The organism is Pseudomonas sp. V88_4, assembly GCF_029967985.1.
Taxonomy (GTDB): Bacteria; Pseudomonadota; Gammaproteobacteria; order Pseudomonadales; family Pseudomonadaceae; genus Aquipseudomonas; species Aquipseudomonas glycinae.
In genome coordinates this window covers 130,430-147,357 of record NZ_JASCAF010000034.1, presented here as the reverse complement: position 1 = coordinate 147,357, position 16,928 = coordinate 130,430, and the positions used below count along the sequence as shown (strand labels likewise).

Below are 16,928 nucleotides of genomic sequence, written 5' to 3'. Positions count from 1 at the left end.
TTGCTGCCCGCAATAAGCGTCTCGCCTGTGAATGCCGCCATAATGTCGCCCACTTCACTGAGGGTTGGCGGCGGTTGTTATGGATAACCTGGGTTTTGGCAGAGTCCTGCTGGTGGAAGACGATGAGCGCCTGGCCGCGCTGATCGCCCACTTTCTCGAACAACACGGCTACGAGGTGCACACGGTGCATCGCGGCGATCTGGCCGTGGCCGCGTTTCTTGAATTCAAGCCCAAAGTCGTGGTGCTCGACCTGATGCTGCCGGGGCAGAGCGGCCTGCAAGTATGCCGGGAAATCCGCAGCGTGTCGGACACGCCGATTGTTATCCTGACGGCCAAGGAAGATGACCTTGACCATATTCTGGGCCTGGAGTCCGGCGCCGACGACTACGTGATCAAACCGATCAAGCCGCCTGTTCTGCTCGCACGCCTGCGCGCGCTGCAACGTCGGCAGGTGCCGGACAGCGGTGTGGTCAGCTCGCTGGAATTCGGCAATCTGCTCATCGACCGCAGTTGCCGCGAAGTGCGTCTGGCGGGCGAGCTGATCGAACTGACCACCATGGAATTCGAACTGCTGTGGCTGCTGGCCAGCGCTGCCGGCAAGATCCTGTCGCGCGATGACATTCTCAACCGCATGCGCGGCATCGCCTTCGATGGCCTCAACCGCAGCGTCGACGTGTACATCAGTAAATTGCGCAACAAACTCAAGGACAACCCTCGCGAACCGGTGTGCATCAAGACCGTGTGGGGCAAGGGTTACCTGTTCAATCCGTTCGCGTGGGAGTTGTAGATGCTGCGGTTATTTCTCGGGCTGTTTCTGGTGATGACCGTCGGGCTGGTAGCGGCGCTGCAAACCGTCGAACACACCTTCAACGCGTTGCTCGACAACCAGATGCAGGCCTACAACCGCGAGGCGGTGCGCGGTCAGGCCTGGTCGCTGATCGAACACATGCGCGACCAGCAGGGGGCGGCGCGCGAGGCGCAACTGGAGGCCTTGCGGCCGCACTACGGGCTGACGTTGAGCCTGGTCGAGGCTGATCAACTGAACCTCAACGATCAGGAAAAAGCCGAGCTGGCTCAGGATCTGTTGGTGATCCGCGACGACTACACCCAGTTCATCAGCAACATCGACGGTGGTTCGCAGTTGCTCAGCATCAAGCTGCCGCCCGAGCCGAGCCTGATGCCGTTCTACATTGCCGGGGCCTACCTGATGCTGGCCGTGTTGCTGGGCATCGTCCTGTACTTCTGGGTTCGCCCGCACTGGCGCGATCTGGAAAAACTGCGCCTCGCCGCCGAGCGTTTCGGCGACAACGACCTCTCGGTACGGATCCAGCTGTCCAAACGCTCGAACATCCGCGACCTGGCCGGCCACTTCAACCTGATGGCGGCGCGCATCGAAGGGCTGATCGCCAATCAGCGCGAACTCACCAACGCCGTCTCCCACGAACTGCGCACGCCGATTGCCCGGTTGTCGTTCGAGCTCGACCAGCTCAAGCAGCAACCGGACGCCAGCCAGAACCGCGAACTGATCGCCGATATGTACGCCGACCTCGGCGAGCTGGAAGAAATGGTCTCCGAACTGCTGACCTACGCCAGCCTCGAACGCGGCGCGACAGTGATCACCCGCGAAAACATCCAGGCCGCCAACTGGCTGGACAGCGTGGTCGGCAGCGTGGCGCTGGAAGCCGAGGCGGTCGGGGTGCAGCTGTTGATCGTAGATTGCCGGGTCGACGAAGTGCGGATCGAACCGCGTTTCATGGCGCGGGCGGTGATCAATCTGCTGCGCAATGCCATCCGATATGCCGAGCAGCGGGTCGAGGTGTCGCTGGTGCGCATCGGCGATCAATACGAAGTTCAGGTCAACGACGACGGGCCGGGTGTGCCACTGGCAGGGCGGGAGAAAATCTTCGAACCGTTCTCGCGTCTGGACGCCAGCCGCGACCGCCGCACGGGCGGCTTCGGCCTGGGCCTGGCGCTGGTGCGACGGGTGTCGCAATCCCATGGCGGGCAGGTCGAGGTCGGCGACTCGCCGTGGGGCGGGGCGTCGTTTCGCATGACCTGGGCGCATCTGGATTAATTGAATTTCCTCCCCCTAAGGGGGAGGCGTCGGATCAACTCAGCACGTAGTCCACCGGTTTCAGCGCCGGCGGCAAAGGCTCGGTGCCCAGCTCCGAGAGAATATCCCGCTCGATACCCCGCACCAGCGCATCGGTCGGCAAATCGTTTTCATCCCGGCCGAACGGGTCTTCCAGTTCATCGGCAATCGCATCCAGGCCGAAGAAGGTGTAGCTGACAATCGCCGTGAACAGCGGCGTCAGCCACCCCAGCGGTTCGGCCATGGCGAACGGCAGCAGGATGCAGAACAGGTAAATCGTGCGGTGCAGCAGCAGGGTGTAAGGGAAGGGCAGCGGCGTGTTCTTGATCCGCTCGCACACCGCCTGCGCCTGGGTCAGGCTGGTCAGGTGATTGGCCAGCAGCATGTAGCGCCATTCACTGAGATCGCCCGCCTCATGCAGATCGGAACATTGCTGACCCACCGTCTGCAGGATCCGCCCGCTGTAGTCCGGCACCTGCGCATCGTGCTGCGGGGTGATCCACTCGGCGCTGGCGGCGGCTTCGTCTTCCCGGCGCAAGCGCGCATTCAGCGCGTGGGCGAAACCAGCGAGGTTGAGCAGCAATAACCGACGCTGGGCCGATTCGCGGATCACATGGGTTTCGCGGATCACCGAACGCACATGCACGATCACTTCGCCCCAGGCCTTGCGCGCCTCGTACCAGCGGTCGTAGCAGGCGTTGTTGCGAAAATTCATGAAGATCGACAGCGACAGACCAAGCAAGGTGAACGGCGTGGCGTTGACCTTGGTGAAGTTGCTCGGGTGGAGCATTTCCACCAGCACGATGGCCGACGCCAGCAGCGTCACCATCAGGGCGCGCAGGGCGATGCGCTTGGCAATCGAGCCCTTGAGGGTGAAGAGAATGGCGAATTGATTGACCTTGGGTCGGATGATCATGCGGCTCTCTGCCTTGCAAACGTGGCGGATCAACCGCCGGTCATGTTCATGAAGCGCACCACTTGCACGTCGTCGTTCACTTCAAAATTGTGCCGGTAAGGCTTGAGTTTCATCGCTTCGATGATGGCTTTCTCCAGCCGTTCCGGTTGGCCTGGATGAGCGCGCAGCACCGCTTTCAGATCCACCGAATGCTCGTTCCCCAGACACAGTAGCAAACGCCCCTCGACGGTCAGCCGCACCCGATTGCAGGTGCCGCAGAAGTTGTGGCTGTGGGGCGAAATGAACCCCAACCGAATGTGCGGCGCTTCGGCCAGCCGCCAGTAGCGCGACGGGCCCTGGGTCGATTCGGCGGAGTCGATCAGGGTGTAGCGCTCGGCGATCTTTTCGCGCACCTGGTGGCTTGCGAAGAACGACTCGGCGCGGCTGTGTTCACTGATGATCCCCAGCGGCATTTCCTCGATAAAGGAAATGTCCAGATCGCGCTCGATGGCGAACTGCACCAGATCGTTGATCTCGTGATCGTTGCGGCCCTGCATCACCACGCAGTTGAGTTTAGTGCGGGTAAATCCGGCGGCGCGTGCGGCGTCGATGCCGTCGATCACCTGGGCCAGGTCACCGGTGCGGGTCATCTGCTTGAAGCGCTCGGCATCAAGGCTGTCGAGGCTGACGTTGAGGCGTTTGACCCCGGCGTCGAACAGCGGACTGGCGAGTTTGCCGAGCTGCGAGCCGTTGGTGGTCAGGCACAGTTCGCGCAGGCCGGGCAGGGCGGCGATCTGCTTGCACAAGCCGACGACGCCGGGACGAATCAGCGGCTCGCCGCCAGTCAGGCGAATCTTGCGGGTGCCCAATGCAACGAAGCTCTGCGCCAGTTGATAGATTTCCTCCAGCGTCAGCACCCGTTGGCGCGGCAGGAACTGCATGTCTTCAGCCATGCAATACACGCAGCGAAAGTCGCAGCGGTCGGTGACCGACATGCGCAGATAGTCGACGCGGCGGTTGTAACCATCGATCAAGACGCGCTCTGACATGACAGCCTCGCTTGGGTGAGATCCGCTATTGAAGGGGTCGGGTCGGTGCAGGTTATGAGCAACTTGAGACAGCGTCCAATCACTCTTAATGACCGGCCGATTGATGCTGTCGATGATGAAATAATTATTGCGGATTTATCGCTTCCTGATTTTGCAAGTGCCCGAATTTAAAGGGTTTAAGTCCGTGATAGATGCTTTCGATAACGCAGTCATTAATAGCGATTAGACAAGTTTTTGCAGCGGTTCCTATCCTTGGCCCCGTCAAACGAAACGACCGCTTTTTTAACTTGAAAGTCAGTCGTCGCTGTTTAAACCCGATCAGGTTTTTGCCTGTGTGCATCGTCATGGAGAAGTCCCATGTCACAAGTCGACCGTTACAAACCCTACAAGGGCGCCGCTGCGGGTTGGGGCGCTGTGATCAGCCTCACCAAGAACTGGCTGGGCAGTGAAAACGCCCTGAAAAACATCCGCGCCATGCTCAAGACCAACCAGAACGGCGGCTTCGACTGCCCCGGTTGTGCCTGGGGTGAAGCACCCGGCGCGAGCATGCTGAAGTTCTGTGAGAACGGCGCCAAAGCAGTGAACTGGGAAGCCACCGGGCGCCTGGTCGATCCGGCGTTCTTCAACAAGTACACAGTCTCGACCCTGGCCGAGCAAAGCGATTACTGGCTTGAGTATCAGGGCCGGATCACCCATCCGATGCGTTACGACGCGCGGGTCGACCGCTATGTGGAAACTACCTGGGACGATGCCTTCGCGCTGATCGCCAAACACCTCAACGGCCTGAAATCGCCCCACGAGGCCGAGTTCTACACCTCGGGTCGCGCCAGCAACGAAGCGGCGTTTCTCTATCAGTTGTTCGTCCGCGCCTACGGCACCAACAACTTCCCGGACTGCTCGAACATGTGCCACGAGGCCAGTGCGGTGAGCATGGGCGAGAGCCTGGGCGTCGGCAAAGGCACGGTGGTCTATGAAGACCTGCACCACGCCGACGCGATTTTCGTCATCGGCCAGAACCCCGGCACCAACCACCCGCGCATGCTTGAACCGCTGCGAGAAGCGGTGAAGCGCGGCGCGCAGGTGGTGTGCATCAACCCGCTGAAGGAGCGTGGGCTGGAGCGATTCCAGAATCCGCAGAACCCGATCGAAATGCTCAGCAACGGCTGGGAAGCGACCAACACCGCATACTTCCGCCCGGCACTGGGCGGCGACATGGCGATGATTCGCGGCATGGCCAAGTTCCTGCTGGAGTGGGAGCGCGAAGCCCAGGCTACCGGCGGCGAACCGGTGTTCGATCACGCCTTCATTGCCGAGCACACGTCGGGTCTCGACAGCTATCTCGCTGAAGTCGATGCCACGAGTTGGGAGCACATCGTCGAGCAGTCCGGCGTGCCGCTGCATGACATCGAACTGGCAGCGCGCATGTACGCCCGCGCCAAGCGCGTGATCATGTGCTGGGCGATGGGCCTGACCCAACACGTGCACTCGGTGCCGACCCTTCAGGAAGTCATCAACCTGCAACTGCTGCGCGGCAACGTCGGCCGTCCGGGCGCCGGGCTGTCGCCGGTGCGCGGCCACAGTAACGTGCAGGGCGACCGCACCATGGGTATCAACGAACTGGCCCCGACCGAGCTGATGGACGCCCTGGAAAAACGCTTCAACTTCAAAGTGCCACGCATGCACGGCCACAACACGGTGATGGCGATTGGTGCCATGGAGCGGGGCGAAGCCAAGGTGTTCATCGGTCTGGGTGGCAACTTCGCCCAAGCCACGCCGGATACCCCGCGCACCCATGAAGCGATGCGCAAACTCGAGCTGACCGTGCACATCTCGACCAAACTCAACCGCAGCCATCTGGTGACCGGGCGTGATGCGCTCATCCTGCCGTGCCTGGGCCGTACCGACATCGACGTCCAGGCCGAAGGCCCGCAAGGCGTGACCGTGGAAGACACTTTCAGCATGGTGCACTTGTCGTTCGGCCAACTGAAGCCGAAGTCGGCGCACCTGAAATCCGAGCCGGCAATCATTGCCGGGATCGCCGCCGCCACGCTGGGCAAACACCCGATCGACTGGGAATGGGCGGTGGGCGACTACGGGCGTATCCGCAACCTGATCGCCGACGTGATTCCGGGCTTCGAGAATTTCAATGAGAAGCTGCTGACCCCCGGTGGTTTCCACCTCGGCAACAACGCTTCCGACCGGGTCTGGAAAACCGAATCCGGCAAGGCCCAGTTCACCCCGTGCGTGCTGCCGGAGCATCTGATCAGCGAAGGCGTGCGCAACCTGCCGGTCAAACCGCATCTGATCCTGCAAACCATGCGTTCTCACGATCAGTACAACACCACGCTGTACGGCCTCGACGACCGTTATCGCGGGGTCTACGGCATGCGCGACGTGGTGTTCGCCAACGAACAGGACATCCGCCGGCTCGGTTTCGAACCGGGGCAAAAGGTCGATCTGGTGGCGCTGTGGGGCGACGAGCGCGAACGTCGGGTCAGCGGTTTTACCCTGATCGCCTACGACATTCCCGCCGGGCAGGCTGCCGCGTATTACCCGGAAACCAATCCGCTGGTGCCGTTGGAAAGCTACGGTGATCGCACTTGCACGCCGACCTCCAAATTCGTGGCGATCCGTCTCGAAGCGGCCGAGGCGAGCAACCTGATCCCGTCGTCGGTGGCGTAGCCGACCCACTCGATCCAACCCTTTTGCAATTTGACTGGCTGCAGGCGTTTACGCCTGGCGGTGGCCCGGCCGTGTGCTGTCGCTTTTCAGCCTGGATGAGGACATCATCATGTTCAACCCGGAGGCACTGGACCTGGCACGAATTCAATTCGCGTTCACGGTTTCGTTCCACATCATTTTCCCGGCGATCACCATTGGTCTCGCGAGTTTCCTGGCGGTACTCGAAGGCCTGTGGCTGAAAACCGGTAACGACACTTACCGCGATCTCTACCACTTCTGGTCGAAGATCTTCGCCGTCAACTTCGGCATGGGCGTGGTTTCCGGCCTTGTCATGGCGTACCAGTTCGGCACCAACTGGAGCGGGTTCTCTGATTTTGCCGGCAGCGTCACCGGGCCGTTGCTGACCTATGAAGTGCTGACCGCGTTCTTCCTCGAGGCCGGGTTCCTCGGGGTGATGCTGTTCGGCTGGAACCGTGTGGGCCGTGGCTTGCACTTCTTCGCCACAGTGATGGTCGCCATCGGCACGCTGATTTCGACCTTCTGGATTCTTGCCTCCAACAGCTGGATGCAGACCCCGCAGGGTTTCGAAATCGTCGACGGCCGGGTGATGCCGATTGACTGGCTGGCGATCGTGTTCAACCCGTCGTTCCCGTTCCGGCTGGCGCACATGGCGATTGCCGCGTTCGTCGCCACGGCGTTCTTCGTTGGTGCTTCGGCAGCCTGGCATTTGCTGCGCGGCAATGACACCCGACCGGTGCGCAAGATGTTTTCCATGGCGCTGTGGATGGCGCTGATCGTCGCGCCGATTCAAGCGGTGGTCGGTGACGCCCATGGCTTGAACACCCTGGAGCATCAACCGGCAAAAATCGCCGCCATCGAAGGTCACTGGGAAAACGCCGACAACGGGCCGACCCCGCTGGTGCTGTTCGGCATCCCGGACATGCAGGCGGAAAAAACCAAATACGCGATCGAGATTCCGTACCTCGGCAGCCTGATCCTCACCCACAGCCTCGACAAGCAGATCCCGGCGCTCAAGAGCTTCCCGAAAGAAGACCGGCCGAACTCGACCGTGATTTTCTGGAGCTTCCGCGTGATGGCGGGGCTGGGCATGTTGATGATCCTCGTCGGTGTGCTGGGTCTGGTGTTGCGACGCAATGGCAAGGTCTACCGGCATCGCGGCTTCCAGCGACTGGTGCTGCTGATGGGGCCGAGCGGTCTGATCGCGCTGCTGGCAGGCTGGATCACCACCGAAGTCGGCCGTCAGCCGTGGGTGGTGTATGGCCTGATGCGCACCCATGACGCCGCGTCCCATCACTCGGTGGCGCAGATGAGCACCTCGCTGGCGCTGTTCGTCGTCATCTACTGCTCAGTGTTCACCGTGGGCATCGGCTACATGATGAAACTGGTGAGCAAGGGCCCGCAGCCGCACCATGAACATCCGCCCGAAGGCACCCCGTTGCAGACTCCGCGCCGGCCACTTTCGGCGGTCACCGACAACCTCGAATCCGCGACCCGGATCCACTGAAAAAGGAGCGCTGAGTCATGGGTATTCAAGGTATCGATCTCTCGTTGATCTGGGGCGTGATTATTGCCTTCGGGGTGATGATGTACGTGATCATGGACGGCTTCGATCTGGGCCTCGGGATCCTGTTCCCGATGATCAGCGACGGGCAGGAACGCGACGTGATGATGAACACCGTCGCACCGGTCTGGGACGGCAACGAAACCTGGCTGGTGCTCGGCGGCGCGGCGTTGTACGGCGCGTTTCCGCTGGCTTACGGAGTGATTCTGGAGGCGCTGTATCTGCCGCTGATCTTCATGCTGGCGGGGTTGATTTTCCGTGGGGTGGCGTTCGAGTTTCGCTTCAAGGCGCCGGCTGAAAAACGTCATCTGTGGGACTGGGCGTTCATTGGCGGTTCGCTGCTGGCGACGTTCTCTCAGGGCGTGGTGATCGGCGCGTATGTGGCCGGGATTCCGGTGGTAGATCGTCAGTTCGCCGGTGGCGGTCTCGACTGGCTGGCGCCGTTCCCTTTGGTCTGCGGCGTCGGTCTGGTGATTGCTTACGCCTTGCTCGGCAGTACCTGGCTGCTGGTCAAGACCGAAGGCATGCTGGAGTCGCGGATGCGTCACTACAGCCGTCCGCTGGCGTGGCTGTTGCTGGCGATGGTGGTGGTGATCGGCGCGTGGACGCTGCAACTGCATCCGGAACTGGCCAGCCGCTGGTTCAACCATGCGCACCTGACCGTGTTCGCCGGGCTGGTATTGTTGGCGGTTCTGTCGCTGTTCGGTCTATTGCGCTCGCTGCGTCAGCGCCACACCCACTGGCCGTTCGTGTTCACCCTGGTGCTGATGTTCCTCGGTTACATCGGCCTGGCGCTGAGCATCTGGCCGAACATCATCCCGCCCTCGGTCAGCCTTTGGGCGGCGGCATCACCGGCCACCAGCCAGTTGTTCGCCCTGATCGGTGCGCTGTTCATCCTGCCGGTGATCCTGATGTACACCTTCTGGAACTACTACGTCTTCCGCGGCAAAGTGAGGATTGGCGATGGCTACCATTGAAATGCGTGAAGTGAAAAGTCGCTGGTACAAACGCCTGGGCTGGCTGTTGCTGATCTGGTCCGGCAGCGTGGCCTCGTTGGCGGTGGTGGCAAGCCTGTTGAAACTGGCGATGTATGCGGCGGGGATGAGAACCCACTGACCATAAAAAAACCGGAGCCTGGCTCCGGTTTTTTTGCGTCCTGAGTACACCGCATAACTTGTGGGAGCTGGCTTGCCAGCGATGACGGCGGATCAGTCAATGAAAATGTTGACTGTGCTGGCCTAATCGCTGGCAAGTCGAATCGTCGCACCGCAGCTCCCACAGGGGCCGCGATGTATTCAAGTCATCATTCGCCGCCAAACATCGCCGTCCAGTAAATCCCGGCATTGCTCTTCGGATCGACTGCGTAAGCAGCGCCCAGCTCGCGGTACTGCGGGTTCATCAGGTTGGCGCAATGGCCGGGGCTGGCGAGCCAGCCGGCGACGACTTTCTGCACCGTGTCCTGCCCGGCGGCGATGTTCTCGCCGACCTGCTGACCGCTGTAACCGGCCAGTTCCGCGCGGTCGCCGGGAGTACCGCCGTTGCGGTCCTTGTGGTCGAAATAATTGTTGTTGGCCATCTCGCGGCTGTGCTCCTGGGCAACGCCGCCGAGCACCGCGTTCCACGCCAGCGGCGCAGTCGCTGCGAAGGCCTGACCGCCGCACTGGCGCGGCTGGGCGCGGGCGGCATTGAGTTGTTCGAGGAGTTTCTGGCCTTCAGCCTGACCGTCGCCGAGGCGGGCGGACAGCAGTGGCCGGGCGAGGGTGATGCGCCAGTCACGGTCGGCGCGACTGACGCCGATATCGACGAACTGCGGATCCAGCACCACCTGACAGAAACTTTCCTGAATCGCCTTCATCGCCGACGCGGCATCCCGTGGCCCGTTCAGGGTGATCGCCTGCACGTTGACCATCGGGTAGCGCGCGCTGGACATCGCCTGCTGCAAATCCACCACGCCGCTGGCCGGCAGAATCAGACGCGGATCGGCCGACAGCGGCGGCAATTCGCTGGACGCCTGGCTGCCACAACGCTGCGGCTGGCTGCGGTAGCTGTTGATCGATTCGATCAATTGCGACTCGTCGGTGGCCATGGCCGAAGTGGCCAGCGCCAGGCCCGTGGACAACGCGGCGAGTCGCAGAACGGATGGCATGAAGCGCATGGAAATCTCCCTTGGGCTGAGTGCGCACATCATGCGCGAAAGGGCCCCGGTTCGTGCAATGTCTTTTTCTTCATAACGCGGTTTTTTCTGCGGAACGATGCCGTGAAAATTGCCGTCTACACTTCGCCAAGGCCCCGGAAACCGGGCGTCTCAACCACGTAACACTTCGCCCGCATCGGGCCCTGCCGGAAGAATGATCATGGGATTGAACGGGTTGCTTTGCTGTCTTGCGTTGACCCTGCTGAGCGGTGCTGCACTGGCCACCGATCAGGCGCCGATCAAGGAAAAAGCCGAGGCCAAAGCCGAGGTTCTGGAAGCGAAGGCCGCCGACAAACCCGACGCGCCTCCGGCACCCAAATCCGAAGCCATCACCCCGACCGAAGCGCAGGCGGTCGACCCCGCAGGTGCCGCACCGCTGGACGATCCGATCACCTGTCTGGCGCGCAGTATCTATTGGGAAGCCAAGGGCAAGGACAATGCCGACATGGAAGGTGTGGCCAGTGTGGTGATGAATCGCCTCGGGCATGACGGCTTTCCAGGCACAGTCTGCGAGGTGGTCAAGCAGGGCTCGGAAAGCAAGAGTTGCCAGTTTTCCTGGTGGTGCGACGGGCGTCCGGATCAGGTCAAGGAAGATGCCGAATACGCGCTGGCCAAGGAAATCGCCGGCAAGGCGCTGAACCGTCAACTCACCGATCGCACTCACGGCGCGCTGTATTTCCACGACCGCAACGTACATCCGAGTTGGGCCAAGGAATACAGGAAAACCGCCGAGACCAGGAAATTCCTGTTCTATAAACCCGCGGGCGGGGATGCGCGTTAGGCGCAGACTTCCCGCACGCAATTGCGCAACCAGCGATGCGCCGGGTCGGCGTCCATGCGCGGGTGCCAAAGCATCGACACGCTGATGTCCGGCATCCGCAAGGGCAGGGCGAAACTGTGCAGGCCCGTGCGCAGTTTGCTGGTGTGACGTTCCGGAACGGTGGCGATCAGGTCCGATTCACGGACCAGCGTCAGCGCTGCCGAAAATCCGCCAAATGAAGTGACGATGTCCCGCGTCAGGCCTAAGGCGAGCAGCGCTTCGTCCACTGATCCGCTGCTGCGTCCGCGCCGTGACACCAGAATGTGCTGGCCTGCAGCAAAGCGTTTGGCGCTGACCTTGCCGCTGCTCAATGGATGCCCCTCACGCACCACACCGATCCACTGATCGCGGAACAGGATGCGGCTGTGCAGCGTCGGGTCGGTGCTGTCGTCGACCACGCCGGTTTCCAGATCCACTCGGCCTACGCGCAGCAGCGTGCTGTCCTTGTCAGCCTTTTGCACAAAGCGCAGGCGCACGCCGGGCGCCTCTTCGGCGATGCGGGCGAGCAGGGCGGCAGCGAAGGTTTCGACAAAACCGTCGGTGTTGCGCAGGGTGAAGGTGCGCCGCAACTGGGCTGGATCGAGCACTTCTGCCGGGCGCAAAACCGCTTCGGCTTCCTGCACCAGATAACTGACCCGGTCGCGCAGCTCCAGCGCACGCGGGGTCGGCACCAGCCCGCGACCGGCGCGCACCAGCAGCGGATCCCCGGTGGTTTCGCGCAGCCGGGCCAACGCGCGGCTCATGGCGGAAGGGCTCAGACGCAGGCGCTCGGCGGCACGGGCGACGCTGCCTTCGCTCAGCAGCACGTCGAGAGTGATCAACAGGTTCAGATCCGGTGCATTCATGACATGGCGTTCCATGCAGGTATCAAGTGCAAAGCATGCGTCTTGCGCCCTGTATTGTCGAGGCTCAGGCTATGCCGCATGACATCTGCCCTGTGAGCCCTCCATGCACCGAGAACCCCTGAGCCCTTCAGCCCGCTGGGCGCTGACCAGTCTGGCGCTGTCGATGCTGATGCCATCGCTCGATACCAGCATCGCCAACGCCGGATTGCCCACGCTGGCGGCGGCGTTCGATGCGACGTTTCAACAAGTGCAGTGGATCGTGCTGGCCTACCTGCTGGCGATCACCACGTTGATTGTCAGCGTCGGGCGGCTCGGTGACGGCTTCGGTCGGCGGCGCTTGTTGTTGATCGGCATCGGCATCTTTACCGCCGCTTCGCTGGCTTGCGCACTGGCGCCGAGTCTGGCCTGGCTGATCGGTGCGCGGGCGGTGCAAGGTCTTGGCGCGGCAATCATGTTTGCGCTGACGGTGGCGCTGGTGGCCGATGCGGTACCCAAATCCCGGGCCGGCAGTGCGATGGGATTGCTGGCCACGATGTCGGCCACCGGCACCACCCTCGGGCCGTCGCTCGGCGGGCTGTTGATGGCGCATGTCGGCTGGCAGTCGATCTTTGAGATCAACGTGCCGTTGGGCTTGCTCAATGCGTGGCTGGTGTACCGCTATTTGCCGAAGGATCGAATCGTGCGCTCGGGTGTTGCATTTGATTATCCCGGCACCGCCGTATTGATGCTGACGCTGGCGGCCTATGCACTGGCGATGACGGTTGATGGATTCACCCCGACGTTGCTGTTGCTCAGCCTGTTGGGCGTGGGGGTGTTCATCCTGGTCGAGAAGCGGAGCAAGGCGCCGCTGATTCATCTGTCATTGTTCACCGACACGCGAATCAGCAGCAGTCTGGCGCTGACCTTATTGGTCACGACGGTGATGATGACCACGCTGGTGGTCGGGCCGTTTTACCTGAGTCGAGGTTTGGGTCTTTCCAGCACTCAGGTCGGTCTGGTGTTGTCGATCGGGCCGTTGCTGGCGGCGTTCAGCGGCGTGCCGGCCGGGCGTCTGGTGGATCGTTTCGGCGCGCGGCGGATGGTGCCGGGTGCGTTGTTCGGCCTGGCTTGCGGGTGTGGTCTGTTGGCGCTGTTGCCAATGAGTGTCGGACTTCTTGCGTATGTACTGCCGATCACGGTGGTGGCCTTGAGTTATGCGCTGTTCCAGGCCGCCAACAACACCGGGTTGATGTCCGGCGTTGCTCAGGATCAGCGCGGCGTTGTTTCGGCCATGCTCGGGCTGTCGCGCAATCTGGGCTTGATCACCGGGGCGGCGGCGATGGGCGCGGTGTTTGCACTGGCCACGGACGATCCGACTCAGGCACCGGCCGAAGTTATTGCGGCCGGCTTGCACATGACCTTCGGCGTGGCCACAGCGTTGATGTTCGCGGCGTTTGCGCTCGGCGCCTTCACGCACCTGCGTCTCGCGTCTCCCGTGCCGGAAAGAACAGTTCAAAGCAGGTAATGCCGTCGGCGCTGCTGACGCTGTAGCGGCCCTGATGCAACTGCATGATGGTCGCGACTATCGACAGGCCCAGTCCGTTGGACTGGGCGGAGCGTTCGCGTGACGGATCGACGCGGTAGAAGCGTTCGAACAGTCGCGACAGGTGTTCGGCAGGAATGGTCGTGCCCTGGTTGCGCACCCGCAGGTAGCTGCCGTCCGTTTCGGCGATGGCCTCGACCTGCAACGTCGAATCCGCCGCGCCGTACTTGATCGCGTTGGCGCACAGGTTGGCCAGGGCCCGCCGCAGCAGCATCGGCTCGGCCCAGATCACGCCGCTGCCACTGGCCTCGATGCTGATGCCGACGTCGGCGGCAAGGCCTTCGAAGTAATCAGCGATACGTTGCATCTCATCGCCGGCGTCCAGCTCCTGCCGCTGGCTCAGCGCGCTGGCCGGGTCGGTGCGGGCGAGAAACAGCATGTTGTCGAGCATCCGCGCCAGCCGTTCGAGTTCTTCGACGTTGGAGGCGAGCAACTGCTGATAAGCGTCGATGCTGCGGTTCTGCTGCAGGGCAACCTGGGTTTCGCCGAGCAGGTTGTTGATCGGCGTGCGCAGTTCGTGGGCCATGTCGGTGGAGACCTGACTCAGTTGCGCAACCCCTCGGTCGAGCCGGTCCAGCATCGCGTTGAAGGCTTCGATCATCGGCTGCAATTCCCGAGGCGTGCCTTGGCGGTCGAGGCGTTCGCCAAGGTTGGCGATGCCGATCCCGTGGGCATGTCGGGCCATCCGCCGCAACGGCAGCAGGCCGCGATACACCAGCAGACAGCCCACCAGCGCCAGCACAATCGCGGCCAATGACGCGAGGCCGTACACGCTGAGCCGGTAATTGGCGAGCATCGCCGTGCGCTCGCTCATCACCTTGGCGATGAGTACCTGCAGATTGCCCTGGTCGCCGGAGTCGATACTGGCCGCCACCGCCGAAAACGGCACGCCGTTGAGGCTCGGCAGATGCTGCACGTCGTTGAGGGCCATGACATGGTCGACCGGCACGGCGGGCACGCTAGGGAGTGCCAGGTCGCTGGGGTTGACCACGAACAAGGGCGGTTTCCCTGGCGCGCCGATGGTCAACAGCGCTTCGCGGTTGCCCAGCATGTTCTGAAACAGCGCCGGTTTGGTCTTGATCAACTCCAGCGTGTTGCTGTCGTTGAGGATGGTGCGCAACTGATCGATGCGGCTGACCAACTGGATGTCGTCGCGGCGGGTCAGTTGCTCTTCCAGCTGGTTGTAAAGCGCCGCGCCGAGGCCCGCCAGCGCGGCGAAGGCGAGCACGGCGAAGACCAGCGCCAGACGCAATGTCAGGGAGTAAGTGCCGGCGATTTTCATGGCTGGGTATCGAAGCGGTAGCCGATGCCGCGCACGCTGTGGATCAGCTTGAGCGGGAACGGATCGTCGATCTTCGCCCGCAGGCGGCGCACGGCGACATCGACCACATTGGTGTCACTGTCGAAATTCATGTCCCACACTCGCGAGGCGATCAGCGAACGTGACAGCACTTGCCCGGTGTGGGCGGCAAACAGTTGCAGCAGGGCGAACTCCTTGTTGGTCAGGGTGATCCGGTTGCCGGCGCGGCTGACCCGACGCTTGAGCACATCGATCTGCAGATCGGCCACCTGCAATTGCTCTTCCTCATGGATCGGCCCGCGCCGGGTCAGGGTGCGCAGGCGCGCGACCAGTTCGGCGAAGGAAAACGGCTTGATCAGGTAGTCGTCGGCGCCCAGTTCCAGACCCTTGACCCGGTCGGCGATGTCATCGCGGGCGGTGAGGAACAGCACCGGCGTGTCGGTTTCCTTGCGCAGCCGGCGCAGGACTTCCCAGCCATCCATTTTCGGCATCATCACGTCCAGCACGATCACGTCGAAGTCGAACTCCAGCGCCAGGTGCAGACCGTCGGCGCCGTCCCGGGCCAGGCTCACGCTGTAGCCCAGTTCCTGCAAGCCGTTGAGCAAGTAATTGCCGGCCTTGGGTTCGTCTTCGACAACAAGGATATTCATGGGCACTGCGCCTCAATGGTCATTGGTGCAGCCGCTGCCTTGCACTTGATAGTCCAGCACATGTTCACGGCCCTGGTGGTCGAGGTAGTCGAGCTGCGCGGGGATCACGCCGCAAGCCTGGGAAATATCGGTGCTGGAGAGGACTTTGTCGACATCCAGGTGCACGTAGAAGCCGTTGGTGTCGTGAATGACCGTGTGCTCAGGCATTTCAGCGGCGAACACGGAACCGGTAGCGAGGAGGGCGGTGAAGGCGAGAATCAGGGTTTTCATGATGGGTCACTCGAGTCGTTGAAGTTGATCGGCGTTCTGGCCGGGACAACTTCAAGCTACCGGGCGATCCGCTCGGCAAACCGACAACTCGATGACAAATCTGTAATAAACCGAACCTGTGGGAGCCAGCGCACTCCCACAGAGTATTCAGCTGGCGTGGGTGCTGAGAATGCTCGCGATCTGTTGTGGCTGGCAGTTGAGGTACGGCGAGGATTTCAGCCACTGCTGATCCGGGTACCAGGAGAACATGAATTGGCCATTCTTCAGGCTGTCGATCACCCGTTTGGCAACCTGCGGTCGCACGGCCGGGCAACCCTGGCTGCGGCCCAGGCGGCCGGTGCGTTTGCTCCAGAACGGGTTCACGTAATCGGCGGCGTGGATCACGATGGCGCGGTCGCGGGCCATGTCGTTGATGCCCGGCTCCAGACCGTCCATGCGCAGCGAGTAGCCGTGGGTGCCCTGGTAACTTTCCTGGGTGCGAAACAGGCCGAGGCTGGACTGGAAACTGCCTTCGCGGTTGGAGAACCGGGTGGCGAAGTTTTCCCCGGAGTTCGAACCGTGGGCGACCAGGTCGCGCAGCACCAGTTTTTTCCGGGTCAGGTCGAAGATCCACAACCGGCGCTCGGTGGACGGCTGCGAATAGTCGATGATCGCCAGATGACGGGACTGCTTCGCGCCGTTGTTGATCGCACATTGCATGGCGTTCAAGGCACCTTTCAGCGCCTGGGGATTGAGTTCCGGCGCGGCGTGCGCGAGGCTGGTGTACAGAACCGGCGAAGAGGTGCCGGCGGCAAAGGCTGGACTGGTCAGCACGCCAAGGGCGGTGGCAGTCAGCAGAAGTCGGCGCAAAAACGTCAACATTTAACGTGAGTCTCCACTTGCTACTTGTTCGGCACTTAGGCTCCTGACGTCCAGTCGTCCCCGGCAGGCCCGCGAATCGGGCCTGACTGTTCACCGCACCTGAGGT

At 62.1% G+C, this 16,928-nt stretch carries 16 protein-coding genes; 8 read left to right on the top strand and 8 right to left on the bottom strand.

Translation table 11 applies throughout. The annotated features are described in order from the left end of the window. Window positions 1–79: 79 nt before the first annotated feature. The gene (locus QLG12_RS12180) at window positions 80–787 is read left to right on the top strand and encodes a response regulator (RefSeq protein ID WP_282474590.1); all 708 of its coding nucleotides are present in this window, start codon (window positions 80–82) and stop codon (window positions 785–787) included. Further along, window positions 788–2,074, top strand: coding sequence for an ATP-binding protein (locus QLG12_RS12175; RefSeq protein WP_236195091.1), 1,287 nt, complete (start codon window positions 788–790; stop codon window positions 2,072–2,074). Window positions 2,075–2,108: 34 nt separating this feature from the next. On the opposite strand, the gene QLG12_RS12170 is transcribed toward QLG12_RS12175, so the two are convergent. Together QLG12_RS12170 and moaA are read right to left on the bottom strand one after the other, a co-directional pair. After that, window positions 2,109–3,008: a bestrophin family protein gene (locus QLG12_RS12170; RefSeq protein WP_236195090.1), complete on the bottom strand. Its 900-nt coding sequence runs from the start codon at window positions 3,006–3,008 to the stop codon at window positions 2,109–2,111. 29 nt (window positions 3,009–3,037) lie between these two features. Beyond that, a complete protein-coding gene (moaA, locus tag QLG12_RS12165) occupies window positions 3,038–4,036 on the bottom strand; it encodes a GTP 3',8-cyclase MoaA (protein WP_197867643.1) in 999 nt (332 codons plus the stop codon). Between the two features lie 357 nt (window positions 4,037–4,393). Between moaA and QLG12_RS12160 the strand changes: the two genes are divergently transcribed. The 4 genes from QLG12_RS12160 to QLG12_RS12145 all read left to right on the top strand — a co-directional run bounded on the left by QLG12_RS12160 (window position 4,394) and on the right by QLG12_RS12145 (window position 9,416). Next, complete coding sequence (locus QLG12_RS12160; protein WP_282474589.1) at window positions 4,394–6,718, top strand: FdhF/YdeP family oxidoreductase; 2,325 nt, start codon at window positions 4,394–4,396, stop codon at window positions 6,716–6,718. A 109-nt stretch (window positions 6,719–6,827) separates the two neighbouring features. Continuing rightward, a complete protein-coding gene (locus QLG12_RS12155; protein ID WP_282474588.1) occupies window positions 6,828–8,243 on the top strand; it encodes a cytochrome ubiquinol oxidase subunit I in 1,416 nt (471 codons plus the stop codon). 17 nt (window positions 8,244–8,260) lie between these two features. Next, window positions 8,261–9,277 carry a cytochrome d ubiquinol oxidase subunit II gene (gene cydB / locus QLG12_RS12150; protein WP_282474587.1) on the top strand — a complete coding sequence of 339 codons (1,017 nt, stop codon included), beginning with the start codon at window positions 8,261–8,263 and terminating at the stop codon, window positions 9,275–9,277. Continuing rightward, window positions 9,264–9,416 carry a DUF2474 domain-containing protein gene (locus tag QLG12_RS12145; RefSeq protein WP_236195086.1) on the top strand — a complete coding sequence of 51 codons (153 nt, stop codon included), beginning with the start codon at window positions 9,264–9,266 and terminating at the stop codon, window positions 9,414–9,416. Before cydB ends, QLG12_RS12145 begins: the two co-directional genes overlap by 14 nt. Window positions 9,417–9,603: 187 nt before the next feature. Here QLG12_RS12145 and QLG12_RS12140 read toward each other — a convergent pair whose 3' ends face one another. Continuing rightward, window positions 9,604–10,455 (bottom strand): CAP domain-containing protein, encoded by an 852-nt coding sequence (locus tag QLG12_RS12140; RefSeq protein WP_282474586.1) that lies wholly within the window; start codon window positions 10,453–10,455, stop codon window positions 9,604–9,606. 199 nt (window positions 10,456–10,654) lie between these two features. Here QLG12_RS12140 and QLG12_RS12135 point away from each other — a divergent pair, with 199 nt between their 5' ends. Then, window positions 10,655–11,275: a cell wall hydrolase gene (locus QLG12_RS12135; RefSeq protein ID WP_282474585.1), complete on the top strand. Its 621-nt coding sequence runs from the start codon at window positions 10,655–10,657 to the stop codon at window positions 11,273–11,275. Here QLG12_RS12135 and QLG12_RS12130 read toward each other — a convergent pair. Then, the gene (locus QLG12_RS12130; RefSeq protein ID WP_197867653.1) at window positions 11,272–12,159 is read right to left on the bottom strand and encodes a LysR family transcriptional regulator; all 888 of its coding nucleotides are present in this window, start codon (window positions 12,157–12,159) and stop codon (window positions 11,272–11,274) included. The genes QLG12_RS12135 and QLG12_RS12130 overlap by 4 nt on opposite strands. A 103-nt stretch (window positions 12,160–12,262) precedes the next feature. Between QLG12_RS12130 and QLG12_RS12125 the strand changes: the two genes are divergently transcribed. Then, on the top strand, window positions 12,263–13,663 hold the full coding sequence (locus tag QLG12_RS12125) for an MFS transporter (RefSeq protein ID WP_282474584.1): 1,401 nt from the start codon (window positions 12,263–12,265) through the stop codon (window positions 13,661–13,663). On the opposite strand, the gene QLG12_RS12120 is transcribed toward QLG12_RS12125, so the two are convergent. The 4 genes from QLG12_RS12120 to QLG12_RS12105 all read right to left on the bottom strand — a co-directional run bounded on the left by QLG12_RS12120 (window position 13,608) and on the right by QLG12_RS12105 (window position 16,822). Further along, window positions 13,608–15,023, bottom strand: coding sequence for a heavy metal sensor histidine kinase (locus QLG12_RS12120; RefSeq protein ID WP_282474583.1), 1,416 nt, complete (start codon window positions 15,021–15,023; stop codon window positions 13,608–13,610). The genes QLG12_RS12125 and QLG12_RS12120 overlap by 56 nt on opposite strands. Then, window positions 15,020–15,691, bottom strand: coding sequence for a heavy metal response regulator transcription factor (locus QLG12_RS12115; RefSeq protein ID WP_236195081.1), 672 nt, complete (start codon window positions 15,689–15,691; stop codon window positions 15,020–15,022). The genes QLG12_RS12120 and QLG12_RS12115 overlap by 4 nt, the downstream gene beginning before the upstream one ends. A 12-nt stretch (window positions 15,692–15,703) precedes the next feature. After that, window positions 15,704–15,961: a DUF2790 domain-containing protein gene (locus tag QLG12_RS12110; protein WP_011334750.1), complete on the bottom strand. Its 258-nt coding sequence runs from the start codon at window positions 15,959–15,961 to the stop codon at window positions 15,704–15,706. 147 nt (window positions 15,962–16,108) lie between these two features. Further along, on the bottom strand, window positions 16,109–16,822 hold the full coding sequence (locus QLG12_RS12105) for a murein L,D-transpeptidase catalytic domain family protein (RefSeq protein WP_011334749.1): 714 nt from the start codon (window positions 16,820–16,822) through the stop codon (window positions 16,109–16,111). Window positions 16,823–16,928 lie beyond the last annotated feature (106 nt).

Bases quoted from the DNA above. Each gene is read 5' to 3' on its own strand.
- QLG12_RS12180 (WP_282474590.1), top strand. From the start codon at position 80: ATGGATAACCTGGGTTTTGGCAGAGTCCTGCTGGTGGAAGACGATGAG.
- QLG12_RS12175 (WP_236195091.1), top strand. From the start codon at position 788: ATGCTGCGGTTATTTCTCGGGCTGTTTCTGGTGATGACCGTCGGGCTG.
- QLG12_RS12170 (WP_236195090.1), bottom strand. From the start codon at position 3,008: ATGATCATCCGACCCAAGGTCAATCAATTCGCCATTCTCTTCACCCTC.
- moaA (WP_197867643.1), bottom strand. From the start codon at position 4,036: ATGTCAGAGCGCGTCTTGATCGATGGTTACAACCGCCGCGTCGACTAT.
- QLG12_RS12160 (WP_282474589.1), top strand. From the start codon at position 4,394: ATGTCACAAGTCGACCGTTACAAACCCTACAAGGGCGCCGCTGCGGGT.
- QLG12_RS12155 (WP_282474588.1), top strand. From the start codon at position 6,828: ATGTTCAACCCGGAGGCACTGGACCTGGCACGAATTCAATTCGCGTTC.
- cydB (WP_282474587.1), top strand. From the start codon at position 8,261: ATGGGTATTCAAGGTATCGATCTCTCGTTGATCTGGGGCGTGATTATT.
- QLG12_RS12145 (WP_236195086.1), top strand. From the start codon at position 9,264: ATGGCTACCATTGAAATGCGTGAAGTGAAAAGTCGCTGGTACAAACGC.
- QLG12_RS12140 (WP_282474586.1), bottom strand. From the start codon at position 10,455: ATGCGCTTCATGCCATCCGTTCTGCGACTCGCCGCGTTGTCCACGGGC.
- QLG12_RS12135 (WP_282474585.1), top strand. From the start codon at position 10,655: ATGGGATTGAACGGGTTGCTTTGCTGTCTTGCGTTGACCCTGCTGAGC.
- QLG12_RS12130 (WP_197867653.1), bottom strand. From the start codon at position 12,159: ATGAATGCACCGGATCTGAACCTGTTGATCACTCTCGACGTGCTGCTG.
- QLG12_RS12125 (WP_282474584.1), top strand. From the start codon at position 12,263: ATGCACCGAGAACCCCTGAGCCCTTCAGCCCGCTGGGCGCTGACCAGT.
- QLG12_RS12120 (WP_282474583.1), bottom strand. From the start codon at position 15,023: ATGAAAATCGCCGGCACTTACTCCCTGACATTGCGTCTGGCGCTGGTC.
- QLG12_RS12115 (WP_236195081.1), bottom strand. From the start codon at position 15,691: ATGAATATCCTTGTTGTCGAAGACGAACCCAAGGCCGGCAATTACTTG.
- QLG12_RS12110 (WP_011334750.1), bottom strand. From the start codon at position 15,961: ATGAAAACCCTGATTCTCGCCTTCACCGCCCTCCTCGCTACCGGTTCC.
- QLG12_RS12105 (WP_011334749.1), bottom strand. From the start codon at position 16,822: ATGTTGACGTTTTTGCGCCGACTTCTGCTGACTGCCACCGCCCTTGGC.